This is a genomic window from Modestobacter sp. VKM Ac-2983 (assembly GCF_026967885.1).
Classification (GTDB): Bacteria; Actinomycetota; Actinomycetes; order Mycobacteriales; family Geodermatophilaceae; genus Modestobacter.
This window is the reverse complement of the sequence record NZ_JAPVBK010000003.1, coordinates 347,139-364,434: the sequence shown is the minus strand read 5'-3', so window position 1 is coordinate 364,434 and position 17,296 is coordinate 347,139. Positions and strand designations below refer to the sequence as shown.

Annotated in this window: 19 protein-coding genes; 8 read left to right on the top strand and 11 right to left on the bottom strand. The window is 74.9% G+C overall.

Annotated features, from left to right (window positions below):
- Positions 1 to 11: 11 nt before the first annotated feature.
- Genes pcaC through pcaH form a run of 5 tightly spaced genes read right to left on the bottom strand, consistent with a single transcriptional unit; the run spans position 12 to position 4,065 of the window.
- Positions 12 to 488 (bottom strand): 4-carboxymuconolactone decarboxylase, encoded by a 477-nt coding sequence (gene pcaC / locus O2W18_RS13625; RefSeq protein ID WP_269188055.1) that lies wholly within the window; start codon positions 486 to 488, stop codon positions 12 to 14.
- On the bottom strand, positions 485 to 1,261 hold the full coding sequence (gene pcaD / locus O2W18_RS13620; protein ID WP_269188054.1) for a 3-oxoadipate enol-lactonase: 777 nt from the start codon (positions 1,259 to 1,261) through the stop codon (positions 485 to 487). Before pcaD ends, pcaC begins: the two co-directional genes overlap by 4 nt.
- Complete coding sequence (locus tag O2W18_RS13615; protein ID WP_269188053.1) at positions 1,258 to 2,583, bottom strand: lyase family protein; 1,326 nt, start codon at positions 2,581 to 2,583, stop codon at positions 1,258 to 1,260. Before O2W18_RS13615 ends, pcaD begins: the two co-directional genes overlap by 4 nt.
- A 37-nt stretch (positions 2,584 to 2,620) precedes the next feature.
- Positions 2,621 to 3,301 carry a protocatechuate 3,4-dioxygenase subunit alpha gene (gene pcaG, locus O2W18_RS13610; RefSeq protein WP_269188052.1) on the bottom strand — a complete coding sequence of 227 codons (681 nt, stop codon included), beginning with the start codon at positions 3,299 to 3,301 and terminating at the stop codon, positions 2,621 to 2,623.
- On the bottom strand, positions 3,298 to 4,065 hold the full coding sequence (gene pcaH, locus O2W18_RS13605; RefSeq protein ID WP_269188051.1) for a protocatechuate 3,4-dioxygenase subunit beta: 768 nt from the start codon (positions 4,063 to 4,065) through the stop codon (positions 3,298 to 3,300). The genes pcaG and pcaH overlap by 4 nt, the downstream gene beginning before the upstream one ends.
- A 70-nt stretch (positions 4,066 to 4,135) precedes the next feature.
- Between pcaH and O2W18_RS13600 the strand changes: the two genes are divergently transcribed.
- From O2W18_RS13600 to O2W18_RS13580, 5 genes are all read left to right on the top strand, one after another.
- Complete coding sequence (locus O2W18_RS13600) at positions 4,136 to 4,912, top strand: IclR family transcriptional regulator (RefSeq protein ID WP_269188050.1); 777 nt, start codon at positions 4,136 to 4,138, stop codon at positions 4,910 to 4,912.
- 62 nt (positions 4,913 to 4,974) lie between these two features.
- Positions 4,975 to 6,147, top strand: a complete 1,173-nt coding sequence (locus tag O2W18_RS13595) for a 4-hydroxybenzoate 3-monooxygenase (RefSeq protein WP_269188049.1) — start codon at positions 4,975 to 4,977, stop codon at positions 6,145 to 6,147.
- A gap of 230 nt (positions 6,148 to 6,377) precedes the next feature.
- Positions 6,378 to 6,587: a hypothetical protein gene (locus O2W18_RS13590; protein ID WP_269188048.1), complete on the top strand. Its 210-nt coding sequence runs from the start codon at positions 6,378 to 6,380 to the stop codon at positions 6,585 to 6,587.
- Between the two features lie 62 nt (positions 6,588 to 6,649).
- Positions 6,650 to 7,270, top strand: coding sequence for a hypothetical protein (locus O2W18_RS13585; RefSeq protein WP_269188047.1), 621 nt, complete (start codon positions 6,650 to 6,652; stop codon positions 7,268 to 7,270).
- A complete protein-coding gene (locus tag O2W18_RS13580) occupies positions 7,270 to 7,959 on the top strand; it encodes a hypothetical protein (protein ID WP_269188046.1) in 690 nt (229 codons plus the stop codon). Before O2W18_RS13585 ends, O2W18_RS13580 begins: the two co-directional genes overlap by 1 nt.
- 25 nt (positions 7,960 to 7,984) lie before the next feature.
- On the opposite strand, the gene O2W18_RS13575 is transcribed toward O2W18_RS13580, so the two are convergent.
- Both O2W18_RS13575 and O2W18_RS13570 read right to left on the bottom strand, forming a co-directional pair.
- The gene (locus tag O2W18_RS13575; RefSeq protein ID WP_269188045.1) at positions 7,985 to 9,601 is read right to left on the bottom strand and encodes a GMC family oxidoreductase; all 1,617 of its coding nucleotides are present in this window, start codon (positions 9,599 to 9,601) and stop codon (positions 7,985 to 7,987) included.
- A 26-nt stretch (positions 9,602 to 9,627) separates the two neighbouring features.
- On the bottom strand, positions 9,628 to 10,494 hold the full coding sequence (locus O2W18_RS13570) for an MBL fold metallo-hydrolase (RefSeq protein ID WP_269188044.1): 867 nt from the start codon (positions 10,492 to 10,494) through the stop codon (positions 9,628 to 9,630).
- 66 nt (positions 10,495 to 10,560) lie between these two features.
- Here O2W18_RS13570 and O2W18_RS13565 point away from each other — a divergent pair, with 66 nt between their 5' ends.
- Positions 10,561 to 11,031 carry a hypothetical protein gene (locus O2W18_RS13565; RefSeq protein ID WP_269188043.1) on the top strand — a complete coding sequence of 157 codons (471 nt, stop codon included), beginning with the start codon at positions 10,561 to 10,563 and terminating at the stop codon, positions 11,029 to 11,031.
- 70 nt (positions 11,032 to 11,101) lie between these two features.
- Here the strand turns inward: O2W18_RS13565 and O2W18_RS13560 are convergent, their stop codons facing one another.
- The 4 genes from O2W18_RS13560 to O2W18_RS13545 all read right to left on the bottom strand — a co-directional run bounded on the left by O2W18_RS13560 (position 11,102) and on the right by O2W18_RS13545 (position 15,437).
- Positions 11,102 to 12,421, bottom strand: coding sequence for a M23 family metallopeptidase (locus tag O2W18_RS13560; RefSeq protein ID WP_269188042.1), 1,320 nt, complete (start codon positions 12,419 to 12,421; stop codon positions 11,102 to 11,104).
- A gap of 159 nt (positions 12,422 to 12,580) precedes the next feature.
- Positions 12,581 to 13,399, bottom strand: coding sequence for an ATP-binding cassette domain-containing protein (locus tag O2W18_RS13555; protein ID WP_269188041.1), 819 nt, complete (start codon positions 13,397 to 13,399; stop codon positions 12,581 to 12,583).
- Positions 13,396 to 14,280, bottom strand: a complete 885-nt coding sequence (locus O2W18_RS13550; RefSeq protein WP_269188040.1) for an ABC transporter permease — start codon at positions 14,278 to 14,280, stop codon at positions 13,396 to 13,398. The genes O2W18_RS13555 and O2W18_RS13550 overlap by 4 nt, the downstream gene beginning before the upstream one ends.
- Before the next feature lie 173 nt (positions 14,281 to 14,453).
- On the bottom strand, positions 14,454 to 15,437 hold the full coding sequence (locus O2W18_RS13545; protein WP_269188039.1) for a sugar ABC transporter substrate-binding protein: 984 nt from the start codon (positions 15,435 to 15,437) through the stop codon (positions 14,454 to 14,456).
- 276 nt (positions 15,438 to 15,713) lie between these two features.
- Here O2W18_RS13545 and O2W18_RS13540 point away from each other — a divergent pair, with 276 nt between their 5' ends.
- Positions 15,714 to 16,769, top strand: coding sequence for a Glu/Leu/Phe/Val family dehydrogenase (locus tag O2W18_RS13540; protein ID WP_269188652.1), 1,056 nt, complete (start codon positions 15,714 to 15,716; stop codon positions 16,767 to 16,769).
- A 199-nt stretch (positions 16,770 to 16,968) separates the two neighbouring features.
- Positions 16,969 to 17,184, top strand: coding sequence for a DUF3073 domain-containing protein (locus O2W18_RS13535; RefSeq protein WP_269170328.1), 216 nt, complete (start codon positions 16,969 to 16,971; stop codon positions 17,182 to 17,184).
- The last annotated feature ends 112 nt before the right edge of the window (positions 17,185 to 17,296 follow it).

Genomic DNA, 17,296 nt, shown 5'->3' with positions numbered 1-17,296 from the left:
CCCCGGGCGCCTCAGCCCTGGGTGCCTCGATCTTGGGTGCCTCGATCCTGGGCGCCCCCATCCTGGGTGCGCAGCTCGGCCAGGATCGGCCTGGCGACGGCCAGGGCGTGGTTGGCCGCCGGCACCCCGGCGTAGACCGCGGTGTGCAGGCACACCTCGGCGATCTCCTCGTCGGTCAGCCCGTTGTGCACCGCCGCCTTCACGTGCAGCGCGAACTCGTCCCAGTGCCGCAGCGCCGCGGTGATCGCGAGGGTCAGCATGCTGCGCTCCCGGCGTCCCAGGCCCGGCCGCTGCCACAGGTCGCCCCACGCGACGCGGGTGATGAAGTCCTGGAAGTCGGCGGTGAACGGGGTGACGTTGGCGACCGCCCGGTCCACGTGGGCGTCGCCGAGCACCTCCCGGCGCACCCGCATGCCGGCCGCCCGGCGCTGCTCGTCCGTCTCCAGCGGTGTGGTCTCCAGCGGCCCGGGCTGCTGCGGTTCGGTCACGGCGTGCCTCCGGTGGCGTGCGCGATCAGGGCCCGGCTGACCTGCTCGGGCTGTTCCAGGTTGGCCAGGTGCGCGGCCGGGCTGAGGCTGAGCAGCCGGGCACCGGGGACGCCGTCGGCGATCAGCTGCTGGTGCTCCGGCGGCACCGCCTGGTCCTCGGCGCCGGAGACGACCAGCGTCGGCGCGGTGATCCGGTGCAGGTCGGCGCGCTGGTCCATCCGTTCGATGGCCGCGCAGCAGCCGGCGTACCCCTCGTCGTCGGCGGCGGCCACCATCGCCTGCAGCCGGGCCACCAGCTCGGGGTGCGCAGCGGCGTACGGCGGGGTGAGCCACCGGCTGACCACCGGCTCGGCGATCGCGCCGGTGCCCTCGGCGCGCACGGTGCGCGCCCGGTCCGCCCAGCTCGCCGCGTTGCCGGTGTGCGCCGAGCTGCACAGCACCGCCAGGGTCAGCACCCGCTGCGGCTCGCGCACGGCCAGCCGCAGGCCGGTCATCCCGCCGATCGACACCCCGGCGACGTGCGCCCGGGCGACCCCCAGCCGGTCCAGCAGCGCGACGACGTCGTCGGCCAGGTCGTCGATCGTGGCGTCACCGGGCCCCGACGGCGACCGGCCGTGGCCGCGGGTGTCGTAGCGGACCACCCGGAACCGCTCGGTCAGCGCCGGCACCTGCGGGTCCCACATGGACAGGTCCGAGCCGAGCGAGTTGGACAGCAGCAGCACCGGCGCCTCGGCCGGGCCCTCGACGACGGCGTGCACCTCGACGGCGGTCACGGGTGTCCTCCCTGCATCGCGATGGTGTGGGCGGCGAGCGCGGCGTCCACCTGGGCGCCGGCCTCACCGACGTCCGGGGTGCCGTCGGCGACCAGTGCGGCGCCGTCGACGTCGGTGCGCTCGGCGACGAGGTCGGCCAGCGGGCGACCGGCCGCGGCCGCCTCCCGCACCGCGGCGGCGGCGGCGTCGTGCGCCGCACCCGCGCCGAGCGCCGGGGTGAGCGCCTCGGCCAGCGCCCCGGCCAGCTGCGGGTCACCGGCCGCGGCCACGGTCCGCGCCATCCGCTCGGTGTCCAGCCGCAGCGAGGACAGGCACTCGGCCAGCCAGGACGCCGCGGAGCCGACCGTGCCCAGCAGGTCGGTCAGGGTCGGCCACTCCGCGTGCCAGGTGCCCGCGCCGCGCTCGTGCTCCTGCTCCATGGCGGCGAACAGGGTGGCCACCAGCCCGGGGGCGCGGCGGGCGCAGGCCCGGGCGGAGACCGCGGCCACCGGGTTGCTCTTGTGCGGCATCGCCGAGGAACCGCCGCGCCCTTCGGCCACCTCGGCCACCTCGGCGACCTCGGTCTGGGCCAGCAGGACGACGTCCAGCGCGATCGTGGCCACCACCCCGGCCGCCGCGCCCAGCACGCCCGCGACGTCGGCGATCGGCAGCCGCACGGTGAACCAGGGCACCTCGGTGCTGGCCAGCCCGAGCTCGGCGGCCAGTTCCCGGCGCAGGTCGACCCCGGAGCCCGAGCTGGCGGCCAGCGTGCCGACCGCCCCGCCGTACTGGACCGGCAGCGCCGCGGCGACCGCGGCGACCCGGGCTCGGACGCCGTCCAGCCCGGCCAGCCAGGTGGCGGCCTTGAGCCCGGCGGTGACCGGCAGCGCCTGCTGCAGCAGGGTGCGGCCCATCAGCACGTCGTCCCGGTGCGCCCGGGCCAGCCGGGCGCAGGCCTCGGCGGCCGCGGCGAGGTCGGTGTCGATCAGGTGCAGGCCGCGCCGGGCCAGCAGCACCGCCGCGGTGTCCACGACGTCCTGGCTGGTGGCGCCGACGTGCACCGCCCGGGCAGCGTGCGGGCCCACGGCGTCCTGCAGCGCCCGGACCAGCGGGGGCACCGGGTTGCCGGCGTCCCCGGCCCGGGCGTACACCGCCGGCAGGTCCAGCGCGGCCGGGTCGGCGCACACCCGGCTCACCTCGTCCGCGGCCGTGCCGGCCACCAGGCCGACCCGGGCGGCGGCGCGGGCCAGCGCACCCTCCACCTCGAGCAGGGCCACCAGCCACGCGTCCCCGGCGGTGCCGGCCGAGACGGGGCCGCGGGCGAAGGTCGCGTCGAGGATCACGCGTCCATCCTGGCGGGTGCTCCCCCGTGGCCGGTGCTCACACCGCGAAGAAGACGGTCTCGTCCATGCCCTGGGCCGCGCAGCCCTGCAGGTGGATGTCCAGCACGTAGCCGTCCTCGCTCGGCTGGGCGATCAGCGTGGCGCGCGAGGCGTCGTCCAGGAGGCCGCGCAGCACGGCGTCCTCGGCGTTGGCGGCGGCCTCGTCGGCGAAGTAGATGCGGGTGACGAGCCGGTCGAGCAGGCCGCGGGCGAAGACCGAGACGTCGACGTGCGGCGCCTGCAGCCCGCCCTCCCCGTCGGGCACCCGGCCGGGCTTGAGCGTGCGGACGGCGTAGGCGCCGCCGTCGACCGTGTGCGACCGGCCCAGCCCGCGGAAGCCGGGGGTGGTCACGGCGCCGCGCGGGTCGTCCGGGTGCGCGAAGCGGCCGTCCGGGTCGGCCTGCCAGGTCTCGATCATGCCGTCGGGCACCAGGTCGCCGTTGCCGTCGAAGACCCGGCCGCGCAGCCAGATCGCACCCGGGGTGCCCTCCGCCACGGCGTTCGCCCCGTCGGCCCAGGTCAGGCCGATCGCCAGGTAGGGCCCGACGGTCGAGCTGGGGGTCGTGCCCAGCCGGAAGGGCTCGGTCAGGAAGCCGGTGCCGCGCCGCGGCGTCCCCTGCCGACGGTCGTTGGTCTCGTCGGCTGCCAGCACCAGGGGGGACAGTCGGTCGGCGCTCACGCGACATCTCCGTCGTCATCGGTCTCGAAGGGGGTCTGCTCGCGGCCGCGCAACACGATGTCCCACTGGAACGCCAGCGCCCAGTCGGGCTGGGTCCGCTCCAGGTCGAACCGGCTGATCGCCCGGTGCCGCGCCGTGGTCGGCATGGAGTTGAAGATCGGGTCCTGCCCGAACAGCGGGTCGTCCGGGAAGTACATCTGGGTGACCAGCCGCTGGGTGAACGCCTGGCCGAAGAGGCTGAAGTGGATGTGCGCCGGCCGCCAGGCGTTGTGGTGGTTGCCCCACGGGTAGGCCCCGGGCTTGACGGTGGTGAACTCATAGCGCCCCAGGTCGTCGGTCACCACCCGGCCCAGCCCGTCGAAGTGCGGGTCCAGCGGGGCGGGCCAGTTGTCGACCACGTGCCGGTAGCGGCCTGCGGCGTTGGCCTGCCAGATCTCGAGGAGCGTGTGCGGCACCGGGCGGCCGTCGCTGTCGAGCACCCGGCCGTAGACGATGATCCGCTGGCCCTGCGCCTCGCCGCCCTCGCGCAGGGTCAGGTCCGCGTCGGCGGCGGCGACCATGTCCTCGCCGAGCACCGGGCCGGTGATCTCGGTCAGCCGGTGCGGCAGGTCGACCGGGGTGCGCAGCGGCGCCCGGGACGCCGTGCTCTTGTAGCCGGGGTAGGCCACCGGGGTGCGCCCGTCGGCGGGCTCCCGGAGGTAGCGGGGCAGCACCAGGGCGCTGTCCGACGCCGGTCGCGGCTCGCGAGATGTGGTCCCGGTCATGTCCGGACCGTACGGCCCGGCAGTACGCTGCCGGAAGCAACTGCTTCCGCTCAGCAGAAGGTGGGACGACGTGGCCGGTGGTGCCGCCGCGACCGGTCGATCGGTCACCTCGCGGGCGCTCGGCGTCCTGGACGCCTTCGACGCCACCCACCCCCGACTCAGCCTGTCCGAGGTCGCCGAGCGGTCGGGCACCCCGCTGACCACGACCCACCGGCTGCTCGCCGAGCTCGCCGCCTGGGGCGCCCTGGTCCGGCGCAGCGACGGCCGCTACGAGATCGGCCGCAAGCTGTGGGACCTGGGGCTGCTCGCCCCGGTCGACCTGGAGCTGCGCCAGGTCGCCTCGCCGTTCCTGCTCGATGTGCACACCGCCACCCGCGACACCGTGCACCTGGCGGTCCGCGAGGGCACCAAGGCGCTCTACGTCGAGCGGATCTCCGGCCGCGAGTCGGTGCCGGTGGTCAGCCAGGTCGGCAGCCGGCTGCCGCTGCACGCCACCGGGGTGGGCAAGGTGCTGCTGGCCTCCGCGCCGGACGACGTCCTGGAGCAGGTTCTCCGGCAGCCGACCCGGGAGACCCGGCACACCGTCGTGGACGCCGGGCTGCTGAGCCGGGAGCTCGCCGAGGTGCGCCGCCGCGGGTGGGCCCGGACCGCGGAGGAGATGAGCCTGGGCGCGGCCTCGGTCGCCGTCCCGGTCACCGTGGAGCGACTGTCCGGGCCGATCGTGGTCGCCGCGCTCGGCATCGTCGTCCCGGCCCACCGCCGCGACGTCGCCCGACTGGCCCCGGTGCTGCAGGTGGCGGCCCGGGGCATCGGCCGGGCCCTGGCGCGCACCGAGCAGTTCCGCTGATCCTTCCGTCCAGCGGGAGGAGGAGGTCGCCCGACGTCGGCGGCGGGGGTCACACTCGGGCGATGCGCACCCAGGTGGGGATCATCGGAGCCGGCCCGGCGGGGCTGCTGCTGTCCCGGCTCCTGCAGCTGCAGGGCATCGACACCGTCGTCCTGGAGAACCGCTCCCGCGACTACGTCGAGGCCCGGATCCGCGCCGGGATCCTGGAGCAGCACACCGTCTCCACGCTGATCGACGCCGGCATGGGCGACCGGCTGCAGCGCGAGGGCCTGCCGCACGACGGCATCTTCCTGCAGTACCCCGGCACCCGGCACCACCTGGACTTCCCCGAGCTCTGCGGGCGCAAGGTGTGGGTCTACGGCCAGACCGAGGTGACCAAGGACCTCATCTCCGCCCAGCTCGACGGCGGCCCGCCGCTGCTGTTCGAGGTCTCCGACGTCACCCCCGAGGACGTCGACACCGACCACCCGCGGATCCGGTTCACCGACGCCGACGGCGTGCCCCAGGTGCTCGAGTGCGACGCCATCGCCGGCACCGACGGCTTCCACGGCGTCTCCCGCCCGGTGGTCACCGCCGGCACCTCCGGCCGGCTGTGGGAGCGCACCTACCCCTACGCCTGGCTGGGCATCCTGGCCGACGTCGCCCCGTCGGAGGACGAGCTCGTCTACGCCTGGCACCCCGACGGCTTCGCGCTGCTGTCGATGCGCTCGCCGTCGGTGTCGCGGCTGTACCTGCAGGTCGACCCGGACGAGAAGATCGAGGACTGGTCGGACGACCGGATCTGGGACGGGCTGTCCACCCGGTTCGCCCTCGACGGCTGGGAGCTGGAGACCGGCCCGGTCACCGAGAAGTCGATCCTGCCGATGCGCTCGTTCGTCAGCGCGCCGATGCGCCGCGGCCGGCTCTTCCTGGCCGGCGACGCCGCGCACATCGTCCCGCCGACCGGCGCCAAGGGCCTCAACCTCGCCGTCGCCGACGTCACCCTGCTCGCCACCGCACTGGTCCGGCTGCTGGCCGAGAAGCAGACCGACCTGGTCGACAGCTACTCCGACCGGGCGCTCGCGCGGGTCTGGCGGTGCACCCACTTCTCCTGGTGGATGACCTCGATGCTGCACCGCGCCGGCGACGACTTCGACGCCGAGCTGCAGCTGTCCCAGCTCCGCCGGGTCTGTTCGTCCGAGGCCGCCGCCCGCGAACTCGCTGAGAACTACACCGGCCTCCCCCTCGACGCCTGACCCCTCGACCACCAAAATGGCCATTTTGGTGGCTGAGGGTCGGGACGGCGCTCGGTCCGGGCTGTCGCGGAACCGCGTGCACTGGCAGACTCTGACGGGGTGGATCGTCCAACTGCGGTCGACAAGTCGACGTCAACCGTCAGACTTCCCGCATCCGATGATCGACTTCGGCTACTTCTGCCCAGCGCAACGCCGGACACGGACCAGTCCGCACCACTAGCTTCTCCAGCATGCTCTCGACGCTCCTGACCATCGCCGGCGTGCTCGTGGGGCTGTTCGTCCTGCTCTCCCTGATCGTGCACCTGAGTGCCCGCCCGGCCACCCGGGGCAGCACGACGGGCAGCCGTCCACCGGGCTGGGCGAGCGACGCCGGGCAGCCGCACCCCGACCCGTGGGCGCCGCTGTCGACCACGAGCACCCAGATCCGCACCGTCCGCTGAGCTGACCCGCGGCCCGGCGGTGGTCCGGCGCGGGAGTTCCGGCCCCGGCTAGGCTCGCCGCGATGACCAGCGACTCGCCCGCGCTGCAGGTCTACCCGATCGGTCAGCTGATCGGCGTCCGCGCGGTCGTGGACCAGTTCGACGTCCGGGTCGGTGCGGCCCTGCACAGCCTCACCTCGGCCGAGTTCGGGGTCTGGGCGATGGCGCACGGGCCGGCCGACCACCAGCCGCGCCCGTGGACCCCGGACGCGCTGGCCGCGCAGGCCGAGGCGGTCGGCCTCCCGGACTGCGTGCAGCGACTGGACCGACTGCAGGAGCAGGGGCTGGTCGCTCTCGCTGCGCCGGGCACCGACTCGGCCCGCGACCTGGCCCGCCGGGTCCGGATGGTGCCGCTGGTGCTGGGGCTCGGGAACAGCGCCGCCGCGCCGGACGCCTACGCGGTCGGGTTGCCGGGCCGCCCGCTCGCCGTGCTGTCGGCTGCCGCCTACGACCTGTTCGAGTGGGCGCACATGGAGACCAGCCTGTGGCGGGCATGCGAGGGCGCCGCGACCACCGCGGCACGGGTCGGCATCACCGACACCCTCGCCACCGACCCGGACGCGCTGCTGACCTCGCTGCTGGAGGACCTGCACCGGCTCCTCACCCCCAACGCCGTCCACCTGGACACCTGGGCGGTGAACTGATGACCCCCACCGACCCGATGCCCCCGGCGGAGGAGGCGCTGGTCTTCCCCGTCGGCCACCCGATGGGCGCCTTCCACCAGCACCGCGGGGAGCCGCCGAGCTACTGGGTGGTGCGGCTGGGCTGGGACAGCCCGCTGCTGGGCGACCAGACCACCGCCGACGTGTGGACGCTGACGCACGGGGTGCCCAGCCGGGTGCAGGACGGCGTGCCCTGGACCCGCACCGCGGTGCGCGAGGCGGCCGAGGAGGCCGGGGTCCCCGACTGCGACCTCGTGCTCGACGCGCTCATCGAGCGGGGGCTGGTGGCCGAGCTCGTCCCCGGCTCCGAGCCGGCCGCCGAGTTCGCCCGCACGCACCGGGTCCAGTCGCTGCTGCTCGGGCTGGGCGAGCCGCCCGGCCGGCCGGGCGTCGACGGGATCGGCCTGCTGGGCACCCCGGCGTCGGCCCTGGTGGGGCCGGCCACCTACGAGTTCTGGCAGTGGGCCCACCTGTGGCCGACGCTGGCCGACGCGGCCGTCGGGCTGGCCGAGATGGCCGGCCAGGCGCCGGACCCGGACCCGGCCGACACCGACCCCGCCGCGGTGCTGGACCGGTCGTTCCGGGAGCTGCACCGGCTGCTGTCCGGCAACGCCGTCTACCTGGACCGGTCCCTCGCCGTGGCCGACGCGGCCCGCGACGCCGGCGGCTGAACCCACCGTCCGGCAGGGTGGTCCGTCAGCCGCCGCCGGTCATCAGCTCGGCGGCCCGCTCCCCGATCGCCACGGCCGTCGCCGCCGGCCCGCGGGAGGGCACCACCGGCATCACCGAGGTGTCCACCACCCGCAGGCCCGCCACCCCCCGCACGCGCAGGTGCTGGTCGACCACCGCCCCGGGGTCGGTGGCCGGCCCCATCCGGGCGCTGCCGGCCAGGTGCACGGCGGTCGCCAGGTGCGCCCGGGTCCACCTGTCCAGTTCTCGGTCGTCGGCCAGGACGTCGTCGGGCAGGCCGGTGCGCTCGGCGACCAGCGGGCCGAAGGCCGGGGTCCGCAGCAGCTCGGCGGCCAGCCGGACGCCGGCCCGCAGCCGGCGCCGGTCGGCGTCCTGCGTCAGGTAGCGGTACTGGATCCGTGGCTGCACCAGCGGGTCGGCGGTGGTCAGGCTGATGCGCCCGCGGCTCTCCTCCTGCTGCAGGGCCACGGCGAGGTAGAGGTCGTCCCGCCGGCGCGCGGAGTCCAGCAGCCGCGGCACGGAGGCCCCCCGCAACGCCCGCAGCGTCGCCGCGGGCCGGCGCAGCACCTCGGCGACGCCGGACAGCGCCGACCCCGAGGACCGCAACAGCATCACCTGTCGGAACGGCTTGAGCCAGGGCATGACCTCGAGGTGGTCGGCGGTGTTGAGGGCGGTGGCCAGCGGGAGCAGCCCGCGGGGCATCGGGGTGCGCCGGGACGGCCGGTAGGTCACGTAGACGTCGGGGTGGTCGCTGAACCCCTGCCCCACTCCCGGGACGTCGGCGACGACGGCGACGCCGGTGGCCCGCAGGTGGTCGGCGGGGCCGATCCCGGACAGCAGGAGCAGGTGCGGGGAACCGACGGCGCCGGCCGACAACACGACCTCCGCGGCGCGCACCGGGCCGCGGTCGGTCTGCACGCCCACCGCCCGGCCGTGCTCCACCAGCACCCGGGTCACCCGCACCCCGCCCCGCACGGTCAGCCCGGGCCGCCCCCGGCGCGGGGAGAGGTAGGCCATCGCGGTGTTGACCCGCACGCCGTCGGCGACGGTGAACGGCACCGGGCCGTGCCCGGGCGGGCCGTCGGCGTTCTTGTCCGGCTCGGCCGGGAAGCCCAGCGCGTCGCAGGCGCCGGCGAAGGCATCGGTGACGGGATGCGGCTCGTGCACCCGGGTGACCGGCAGCGGGCCGGTCGAGCCGTGCCCGGGGCGGTCGCCGTAGTCGGCGTCGCTCTCGCACCGGGCGAAGGCCGGGCGCAGCGCGTCGGCCGACCACAGGTCGTTGCCGGCGGCGGCCCAGCCGTCGAGGTCGGCGCGGGTGGCCCGGATGAAGTACGTGCCGTTCAGCGCGCTGGAGCCGCCCAGCACCTTCCCCCGGGGCACCGGCCAGCGCAGGTCGTCGGTGAGCTCTCCGGTGAGCTCCCAGTTCGCCGGGTGGCCGGGGGTCGCGGCCCCCATCGTCGCGGCGTCCCGGATCGTCGCGGGGAAGTCCTCCGGCCGCGGGTGGTCGGCGCCGGCCTCCAGGACCAGCACCCGCCGGCCGGCGTCGACCAGGCGGGCGGCCAGCGCGCAGCCGGCGGAACCGGCGCCGACGACCACGACGTCCCACTCCCCGGCCGGCTCCACCCCCGGAACAGTAGGACGGTGGCCGGTCAGGCCAGCCGCACCCGGTCCCCGGCGGGCTCCACCCGGCCCTCGGCGGCCAGCTTGGCCAGCGTGGCCCGGGTCGACTGGGCGGCGGCCGGCCAGACCGCCTGCGGCACGCCCGCGTAGACCACGGCGACCAGCTCCTCGACCGTCCGGGCGCCGGCCGCGAGGGCGTCGAGCAGCTGCTGCTCCCGGTACGCCCGGTGGGCCAGGTAGAACCGCAGCACCGCCCCGGGGTCGGTGGTCAGCTCGGGCCCGTGGCCGCAGTACAGCGCCGAGGGCCCCAGGTCGTGCACTCGGCGGAGCGACTCGAGGTAGGCCAGCACGTCGCCCTCGGGATGGGTGACCACGGAGGTGCCCCGGCCGAGCACGTGGTCGCCGACCAGAACCGCCCCGGAGGCCAGCCGGAAGGCCAGGTGGTCGGCGGTGTGCCCGGGCGTGGGGACGACGTCCAGCGTCGTCCCCGCCAGCTCCAGCCGCTCCCCTGCCCGGAGCAGCCGGCCACCCGGTCCGGCGACCTCACCGGTGGCGGCGGCGACCGGTGCACCGAAGTGCCGGCCCCAGGGCAGCGCTGCCTCGGCGTGGTCAGCGTGGTGGTGGGTGACCAGCACGGCCACCACCCGGGCGCCGCGGGCGGCCAGCGCGGCCTCGACGGCGGCCAGGTGGGCGGCGTCGTCCGGGCCGGGGTCGACGACGACGGCCTGGCCCGAGCCCGGTTCGCCCACCAGGTGGGTGTTCGTGCCGTCCAGCGTCATCGGCGAGGGGTTCGGGGCCAGCACCCGGGTGACCAGGGGCTCGGGGTCCGCGACCGGGGCCATCTCCCCGGGCGCGGGCAGCGCCCAGCTGGTCCGCGGGTCGACGGGGGCGGTCACGCGGAGCACCGTAACCGGCCCCGGCGGGCCTCGGCGCCTCCACCGGGAGCGGATACCGTCGAGGCCATGCGCGCACTCGCCACCCCCCTCCGCGCCGGTCTCGCCACCGTCGCCGTCGTCCTCCTGTCCGCGTGCGGCAGCGACGACGAGCAACCCGACGCCGCGTCGACGACCAGCAGCCCGACGGCCTCCGCCTCCGCCGAGGCCACCACCTCCGACGAGGAGGTGCAGGCCTTCTGCACCGAGGCCGAGGCCGTGCTCACCGCCCCCGGGGCCGCCGAGCTGACCCAGGAGGAGCTGCTCGACCAGACCATCGCCCAGCTGGAACAGCTGGATGCCCCGGCCGAGATCAGCGCCGACTGGGAGGTCCTGATCGACACGTTCGTCGGCATCCGGGAGACCGTCGGCGACATCGACCTGACCACCCCGGAGGGCCAGGCCAGCGCGGAGCAGGCGCTCGCCGAGATCGAGGCGCAGGCGACCGAGTCCCAGACCCGGCTGGACGCCTGGATCACGGAGAACTGCGACAACGCCTGACCCCCGACGCACCGCGGCCCGGCCCCTCCCCAGGGTGCCGGGCCGCGCTTGCCGGGTCGTCGTGCTGGGCTCAGCCGCAGCCCCGGATCGTGATGCCGCGGTCCCGCAACCACGGCACCGGGTCGACCTGGCCGCTGTGCATCGCCCCGCCGGGGTGGACCTCGAAGTGCAGGTGCGGCCCGGTCGACTGGCCACGGTTGCCCACCTCGGCGATCTGCTCGCCGGCCGCGACCCGCTCCCCGGCGCGGACGAAGGACCGGTTGACGTGGCCGTACACGGTGATCGCACCGTCGTCCCCGCGGAGGTAGATCGCCAGCCCGAAGCCGGTCGCCGGCCCAGCCCGCTGGACCACCCCGGCAGTGGCGGCACGCACCGGCGTGCCGATCGGCGCGCCGATGTCGACGCCGAAGTGGGTGACCCCCCAGCGTGAGCCGAAGCAGCTGCTGGTGATGCCGACGGTCGGCCGGGCGTAGCCGGACCCGGCGGTGTCGGCGTCCGCCAGGAGTGCCTGCCGGTCGTCGGCGAGCGCCTGGGCGCGGGCCTGCTCCTCGGCCAGCCGGGCCGCGGCCTCCTCGGCCGCCTTCTGCTGCTGCCACACCTCGTAGGCGTTGCGAGCTCCCTGCAGGGTGAGCAGCTGCACCTGGGCGTCCTGCAGCTGCTGGTCCAGCGCGGCCTTGTCCGCGGTCACCTGCGTGTACACCGACTGCTGGTTGGCCAGCTGCCGCTCGGCCTCCACCCGGGCCGCCTCGGCCGCCGCCTCGGTCGCCACCTTCTCGTCGCGGGCGGCCCGCGCGGCCGCGTCGGCCTGGGCCTGCGCCACCCGAGCCGCCTCCATCACCGCCAGGACGTCGACCTGGTGGTCGCCGACGTAGGACAGCATCGCGGCCTTCTGCACCAGCTCGGCCGGCCCGCCGACGTCCAGCAGCGCCATCTCGCTGGTCAGCTCGCCGCCGTTCTTGTAGGTGTCCCGGGAGAACTCGGCGATCCGCGTCTGGGCGGCGGCGACGGCGACGGCCGCTGCCTGCAGGTCCTGCGCCGTCCGTGCGGCCGCGGCCTCGGCCTGCACCCGGGCCTCCTCCGCCGCCAGGTAGACGGTGCCGGCGGCCTCGGCCAGCACCTGGACCTGCTCCAGCTGTGCCTCGGCGGCGGCCACCTGCGCGGCGATCCGGCCCACCTCGGCCGCGACCGCGTCCTGCGCCGACTGGGCACCGGCCAGCTGTTCGTCACTCGGGTTCACCGGCTCGGCCCGCGCGGTGCCGCCGCCGGCTCCGACCAGCACGGCCGCGACGGCTGCGGTGAGCGCACCGGCCAGCAGCCGGGACGGCCGGAGGCGTCCGGCGCGGACTCGGCAGCCGGCCGCCGTGGCCGGGCGCCGCACGTGCTGCGTCATGGTCGCTCCCTGGGGAAGAGGGATGGACGGGTGGGCTCAGCGAGCGTCCCAGTCGCACCACCAGTCACAGACGCAACACGCGCAGCTACCGCGCGTCCGTGTCAAAGAGCTCGGTCACCGCCGCACCCGGTCCCCCTGTGCCCATGTCGACCCGACAGGTCAGGGTGCGCCCGGCCGCCCCAGCTCCTCGGCGAGCCGGCTGAGCTCGTCCCCCCCGGCCATCATGTCGGTCAGCTGCTCCCGGGTCACCTCCGCCTTGGCGAAGTCGCCCATGCTGCGGCCGCGGTTGAGCAGCAGGAAGCGGTCGCCCACCGGGTGCGCGTGGTGCGGGTTGTGGGTGATGAAGACGACGCCGAGCCCCTGGTCGCGCGCCTGGGCGATGTAGCGCAGGACCACGGCGGCCTGCTTGACGCCCAGCGCAGACGTCGGCTCGTCCAGGATCAGCACCCGGGCCCCGAAGTGCACCGCACGGGCGATCGCCACCGACTGCCGCTCGCCCCCGGAGAGCGTGCCGACCGGCTGGTCGGGGTCGCGGATGTCGATGCCCATCGCCGCCAGCTCACGCCGGGTTGCGTCCTTGGCCGTCGCCCGGTCGAACCGCCGGAACGGGCCCCAGCCGGTCGTCGGCTCCGAGCCGAGGAAGAAGTTCCGCCAGATCGACATCAGCGGGATCATCGCCAGGTCCTGGTAGACGGTGGCGATGCCGGCGTCCAGGGCCTCGCGCGGCGCGTCGAAGTCGACCGGCTCACCGTCCAGGAACAGCTGTCCCCGAGTGGGCCGGTGCACCCCGGAGAGCACCTTGATCAGCGTCGACTTGCCCGCGCCGTTGTCCCCCAGCACGCAGGTGACCTGCCCGGCGCGCACGCTGGTGGAGATGCCGTCGAGCGCGATGACCGAGCCGAAGTCCTTGCCGATGTCGCGCAGCTCCAGCAGCGGTGCGCCCCCGGGTGCGGCCGGCCGGTCGGCTGCGGCGCTCATCGCGGAGCCGCCTCGGCGTAGCGCCGGACCAGCCGGTTGGTCAGGACCGCGAGCAGCAACATGGCACCGAGGAAGAAGTAGAACCAGTCGGCGTCCCAGTTCAGGTAGACGATCCCCTGCTGGGTCATGCCGAAGATCAGCGCACCGAGGGCCGCGCCGACGGCCGAGCCGTACCCGCCGGTGAGCAGGCAGCCGCCGATCACGGCCGCGACGATGTAGATCAGCTCCTGGCCGGTGCCGGTGTTGGCCTGCACGGAGGTGAGCCGGACGGCGGTGATCGAGCCGACCAGCCACGCGGCGGTCGCGGTGGTCATGAACAGCACGATCGTCGTCCGCCGCGCCGGGACCCCGACGTTGCGGCTGGCGACCTCGTCACCGCCGGTGGCGAAGACCCAGTTGCCGAACCGGGTGCGCAGGAGCACCCAGGCGGCCAGCGCCGTGACCAGCAGCCACCAGAGGACGGCGACCCGGAACGGCTGGCCGAAGACCTCGACCGTGGACGCCAGCACCAGCTCGGCCGAGTGGTAGCCGGGCGCATCGGCCAGCCCCCGCACCTGGACCGTGCCGGTGAACGCCTTGGTGAGCCCCAGGTTGAGCCCCTGCAGCATCAGGAAGGTGCCCAGCGTGATGATGAAGCTGGGCAGGCCGGTACGGGTGACCAGCCAGCCGTTGAACGCGCCGATCCCCAGCGCAAGCGCCAGCGCCGCGGCGATCGCCACCCAGATGTTCTGCTGGAACTGCACCGCCACGATGCCCACGGTCAGCGCGGTGGTGCCGGTCATCACCCCGGCGGAGAGGTCGAAGTGCCCGCCGATCATCAGCAGCGCGACGGCGACCGCCATGATCCCCAGGATCGAGGCGACGTCCAGCCAGTTGGCCACCCCGGCCAGCGACCGGAAGACGTCGGACTGGGCAGAGAAGAAGCCCAGGATGACGACGGCGCCGATCAGCGACCCGAGCTCGGGCTTGACCAGCAGCCGCCGCCACGGGCTGACCCGGGCGACGCGTTCGTCGGCGCGCGCCGGCCCGTCGACGGGCGCCTCCCGGGTCGCGCTCAGCGGGTCCCTGCCGAGGCGAGGTCCGCGATCTCGTCGACGTTCTCGGCGTCGACGATCCCCGGACCGGTCAGCACGGCCTGCCCGCCACCGACGGTGTTGAGGTTCTCCGCGTACAGCTTGAGCATCACGATCGGCAGGTAGCCCTGCTCGTACTGCTGCTGGTCGACGGCGAAGGAGATCGTGCCGTCCTGGATCGCTGCGATGACGTCGCCGTTGAGGTCGAAGGTGGCGATCTCGACGTCGGCCCCGGCGTCGTCGGCGGCGGACGCCGCCACCGGGGCCACGGCGGAGTTCAGCGTGAGCACCGCGTCGATCGAGGGATCGCTCTGCAGCTGCGAGGTGATCGTCGACTGGGCGGCCTGCAGGTCGTTGATGTCCACCTGGAGCAGCCGGACGTCGGTGCCCAGCCCCTGCGAGGCGCCGGCGCAGCGCTGTTCCAGGCCGATGTTGCCAGCCTCGTGCACCACGCAGAGCACGTTCTGCGCCCCGTCGGCGGCCAGTCGCTGCCCGGCACCGATGCCGGCGATCGTCTCGTCCTGACCGACGTGCCCGATGGCGCCGAACTCGGCCGACCGGTCTCCCCCGGAGTTGATCGTGATGACCGGGATGCCGGCGTCCACCGCCGCGCCGATCGAGTCCTCGAGCGCATCCGGGTTCGCCATGGAGACGACGATCCCGTCGACGTCCTGGTTCACCGCGGCCTCGATCAGCTGGGACTGGCGCTGCGGATCACCGTCGCTCTGGTAGTCCACGCCCACGCCCAGGTCCTCACCGGCGGCCTCGGCGCCGTTCTGGACCACGTCCCAGAAGGCGTCACCGGCCGACCCGTGGGTGACGACGGCGAAGTCGAGGTCACCGGAGGCGGTCGCACCGCCGCCCTCCCCGCTCTCGTCGCCCCCGCCGGAGTTCTCCGTGGAGCAGGCGCTCAGCAACAGGGGTGCCGCCAGGGCGAGTGCGAGCAGCCGCTTGGGTCGAGCCATCGTGTGCGTGTCCTCCTGTGTGGCGGCGCAGCGATGCCCCGCTGATGTCCTCCGCCGATCGGGCCTCGACTCGGCCCTCCAGAGGAGTGTGCGGCACCGGGATCGACCGGTGCCTGTCGTCAGCCCCTGATCATGCCCGCCCGGGGGACCGGACACGGCACGGACCTCCACACCGAGACCCTGTCGTTGCCGTCGCCCGCCACCCGGCACCCCCTGGAGGCGCGCGGGAGCAGACGCGACGACCCGCGGCTGCCTAGGCTGCCGGGCGTGGACGTGATGGGCTCCGGGCACGAACAGGTCGTCTTCTGCTCCGACCCCGGGTCGGGGCTGCGCGCGGTGATCGCGGTGTACTCCACCGCGCTCGGCCCGGCGCTCGGCGGCACCCGGTTCTTCCCCTACGCCTCCGAGGAGGCCGCGGTGGCCGACGCGCTGGCGCTGTCGAAGGCGATGGCCTACAAGAACAGCCTGGCCGGCCTCGACCTGGGCGGTGGCAAGGCGGTGATCATCGGCGACCCGCGCACCGACAAGACCGAGGCCCTGCTGCGCGCCTACGGCCGGTTCGTGGAGAGCCTGGGCGGGCGCTACCTCACCGCCTGCGACGTCGGCACCTACAACGCCGACCTGGACGTCGTCGCCCGCGAGACCCGCTTCGCGCACGGCCGGTCCGAGGCCTTCGGCGGCTGCGGCGACTCCTCGGTGCTCACCGCCTTCGGGGTCTTCCAGGGCATGCGGGCCGCGGCCCAGCACCGCTGGGGCGCCCCGACCCTGGCCGGGCGCACCGTCGCCGTGGCCGGCGTGGGCAAGGTCGGCAGCTGGCTGGTCGACCGGCTGGTCGCCGACGGTGCGTCCGTCGTCGTCACCGACGTCGACCCGGCCGCGGTCGCGCGGGTCCGGGCCCGGCACCCGCAGGTCTCCGCCGTCGCCGACACCGCCGCCCTGGTGCGCACGCCGCACGACGTCTACGCCCCGTGCGCCCTCGGTGGCGCCCTGGACGACGAGACCGTGGCCGTCCTGCCCGCCCAGGTCGTCTGTGGCGGCGCCAACAACCAGCTGGCCCACGCGGGCACCGCCGAGCTGCTGCGCGCCCGTGGCGTCCTCTACGCGCCCGACTACCTGGTGAACGCCGGTGGCGTGATCCAGGTCGAGGACGAGCGGCACGGGTTCTCCTTCGCCCGCGCCGAGTCCAAGGCCACCTCGATCTTCGACGTCGCGCTGCGGGTGTTCGCCGCCGCCGACGCCGAGGACGTCTCCCCCGCCGTGGCCGCCGACCGGCTCGCCGAGGAGCGGATGAGCTCCGTGGGTCGGCTGGCGACCATCCGGCTGCCCCGCTGACCGGTCCCAGCAGCCGAATCGGGTGAGACCCCGGTCACATCCAGCCTCGGATGAGGGGGCAGGGGGGTGCGCTGCGTGCCCGTGACCGATCCGTGTCGTAAGCTCGGCCAAGGACACAGTCACTCAGTCGGGGTCGCCACACGGGCCGTCCAGCCCAGTGCTGGAGACGACCCGCACTCCGTCACGAGGGGGTCGAGCCATGGGGCGCGGCCGAGCGAAGGCCAAGCAGACACGCGTGGCCCGTGAGCTCAAGTACAGCTCACCCAACACCGACCTCACTGCCCTCCAGCGAGAACTGGCTGGACAGCCGTCGTCGTTCCCCTCCCGGGGGCCGAAGGACGACGACGAGGACGACACGCACGTCGGGAGCTGGTCGCAGGAAGACGAGGACGACGACTGGGCTGCCAGTCGCTGACCCGCTGAGCCCGCGACCCAGCCCCTGAGACAGGGCAGCACCGCTTCTCCTCCGGGAGAAGTGGTGCTGTCGTGCGTCCTGGGCCGGCCGACCCCACGGAGACCGGCCGGCG

What these genes read in the sequence shown, in the direction of transcription:
- O2W18_RS13595 (WP_269188049.1), top strand. Translation starts at nt 4,975, where the DNA reads ATGCGCACCCAGGTGGGGATCATCGGAGCCGGCCCGGCGGGGCTGCTG.
- O2W18_RS13535 (WP_269170328.1), top strand. Translation starts at nt 16,969, where the DNA reads ATGGGGCGCGGCCGAGCGAAGGCCAAGCAGACACGCGTGGCCCGTGAG.
- O2W18_RS13540 (WP_269188652.1), top strand. Translation starts at nt 15,714, where the DNA reads ATGGGCTCCGGGCACGAACAGGTCGTCTTCTGCTCCGACCCCGGGTCG.
- pcaH (WP_269188051.1), bottom strand. Translation starts at nt 4,065, where the DNA reads ATGACCGGGACCACATCTCGCGAGCCGCGACCGGCGTCGGACAGCGCC.
- O2W18_RS13555 (WP_269188041.1), bottom strand. Translation starts at nt 13,399, where the DNA reads ATGAGCGCCGCAGCCGACCGGCCGGCCGCACCCGGGGGCGCACCGCTG.
- O2W18_RS13585 (WP_269188047.1), top strand. Translation starts at nt 6,650, where the DNA reads ATGACCAGCGACTCGCCCGCGCTGCAGGTCTACCCGATCGGTCAGCTG.
- O2W18_RS13590 (WP_269188048.1), top strand. Translation starts at nt 6,378, where the DNA reads ATGCTCTCGACGCTCCTGACCATCGCCGGCGTGCTCGTGGGGCTGTTC.
- O2W18_RS13545 (WP_269188039.1), bottom strand. Translation starts at nt 15,437, where the DNA reads ATGGCTCGACCCAAGCGGCTGCTCGCACTCGCCCTGGCGGCACCCCTG.
- O2W18_RS13580 (WP_269188046.1), top strand. Translation starts at nt 7,270, where the DNA reads ATGACCCCCACCGACCCGATGCCCCCGGCGGAGGAGGCGCTGGTCTTC.
- O2W18_RS13560 (WP_269188042.1), bottom strand. Translation starts at nt 12,421, where the DNA reads ATGACGCAGCACGTGCGGCGCCCGGCCACGGCGGCCGGCTGCCGAGTC.
- O2W18_RS13565 (WP_269188043.1), top strand. Translation starts at nt 10,561, where the DNA reads ATGCGCGCACTCGCCACCCCCCTCCGCGCCGGTCTCGCCACCGTCGCC.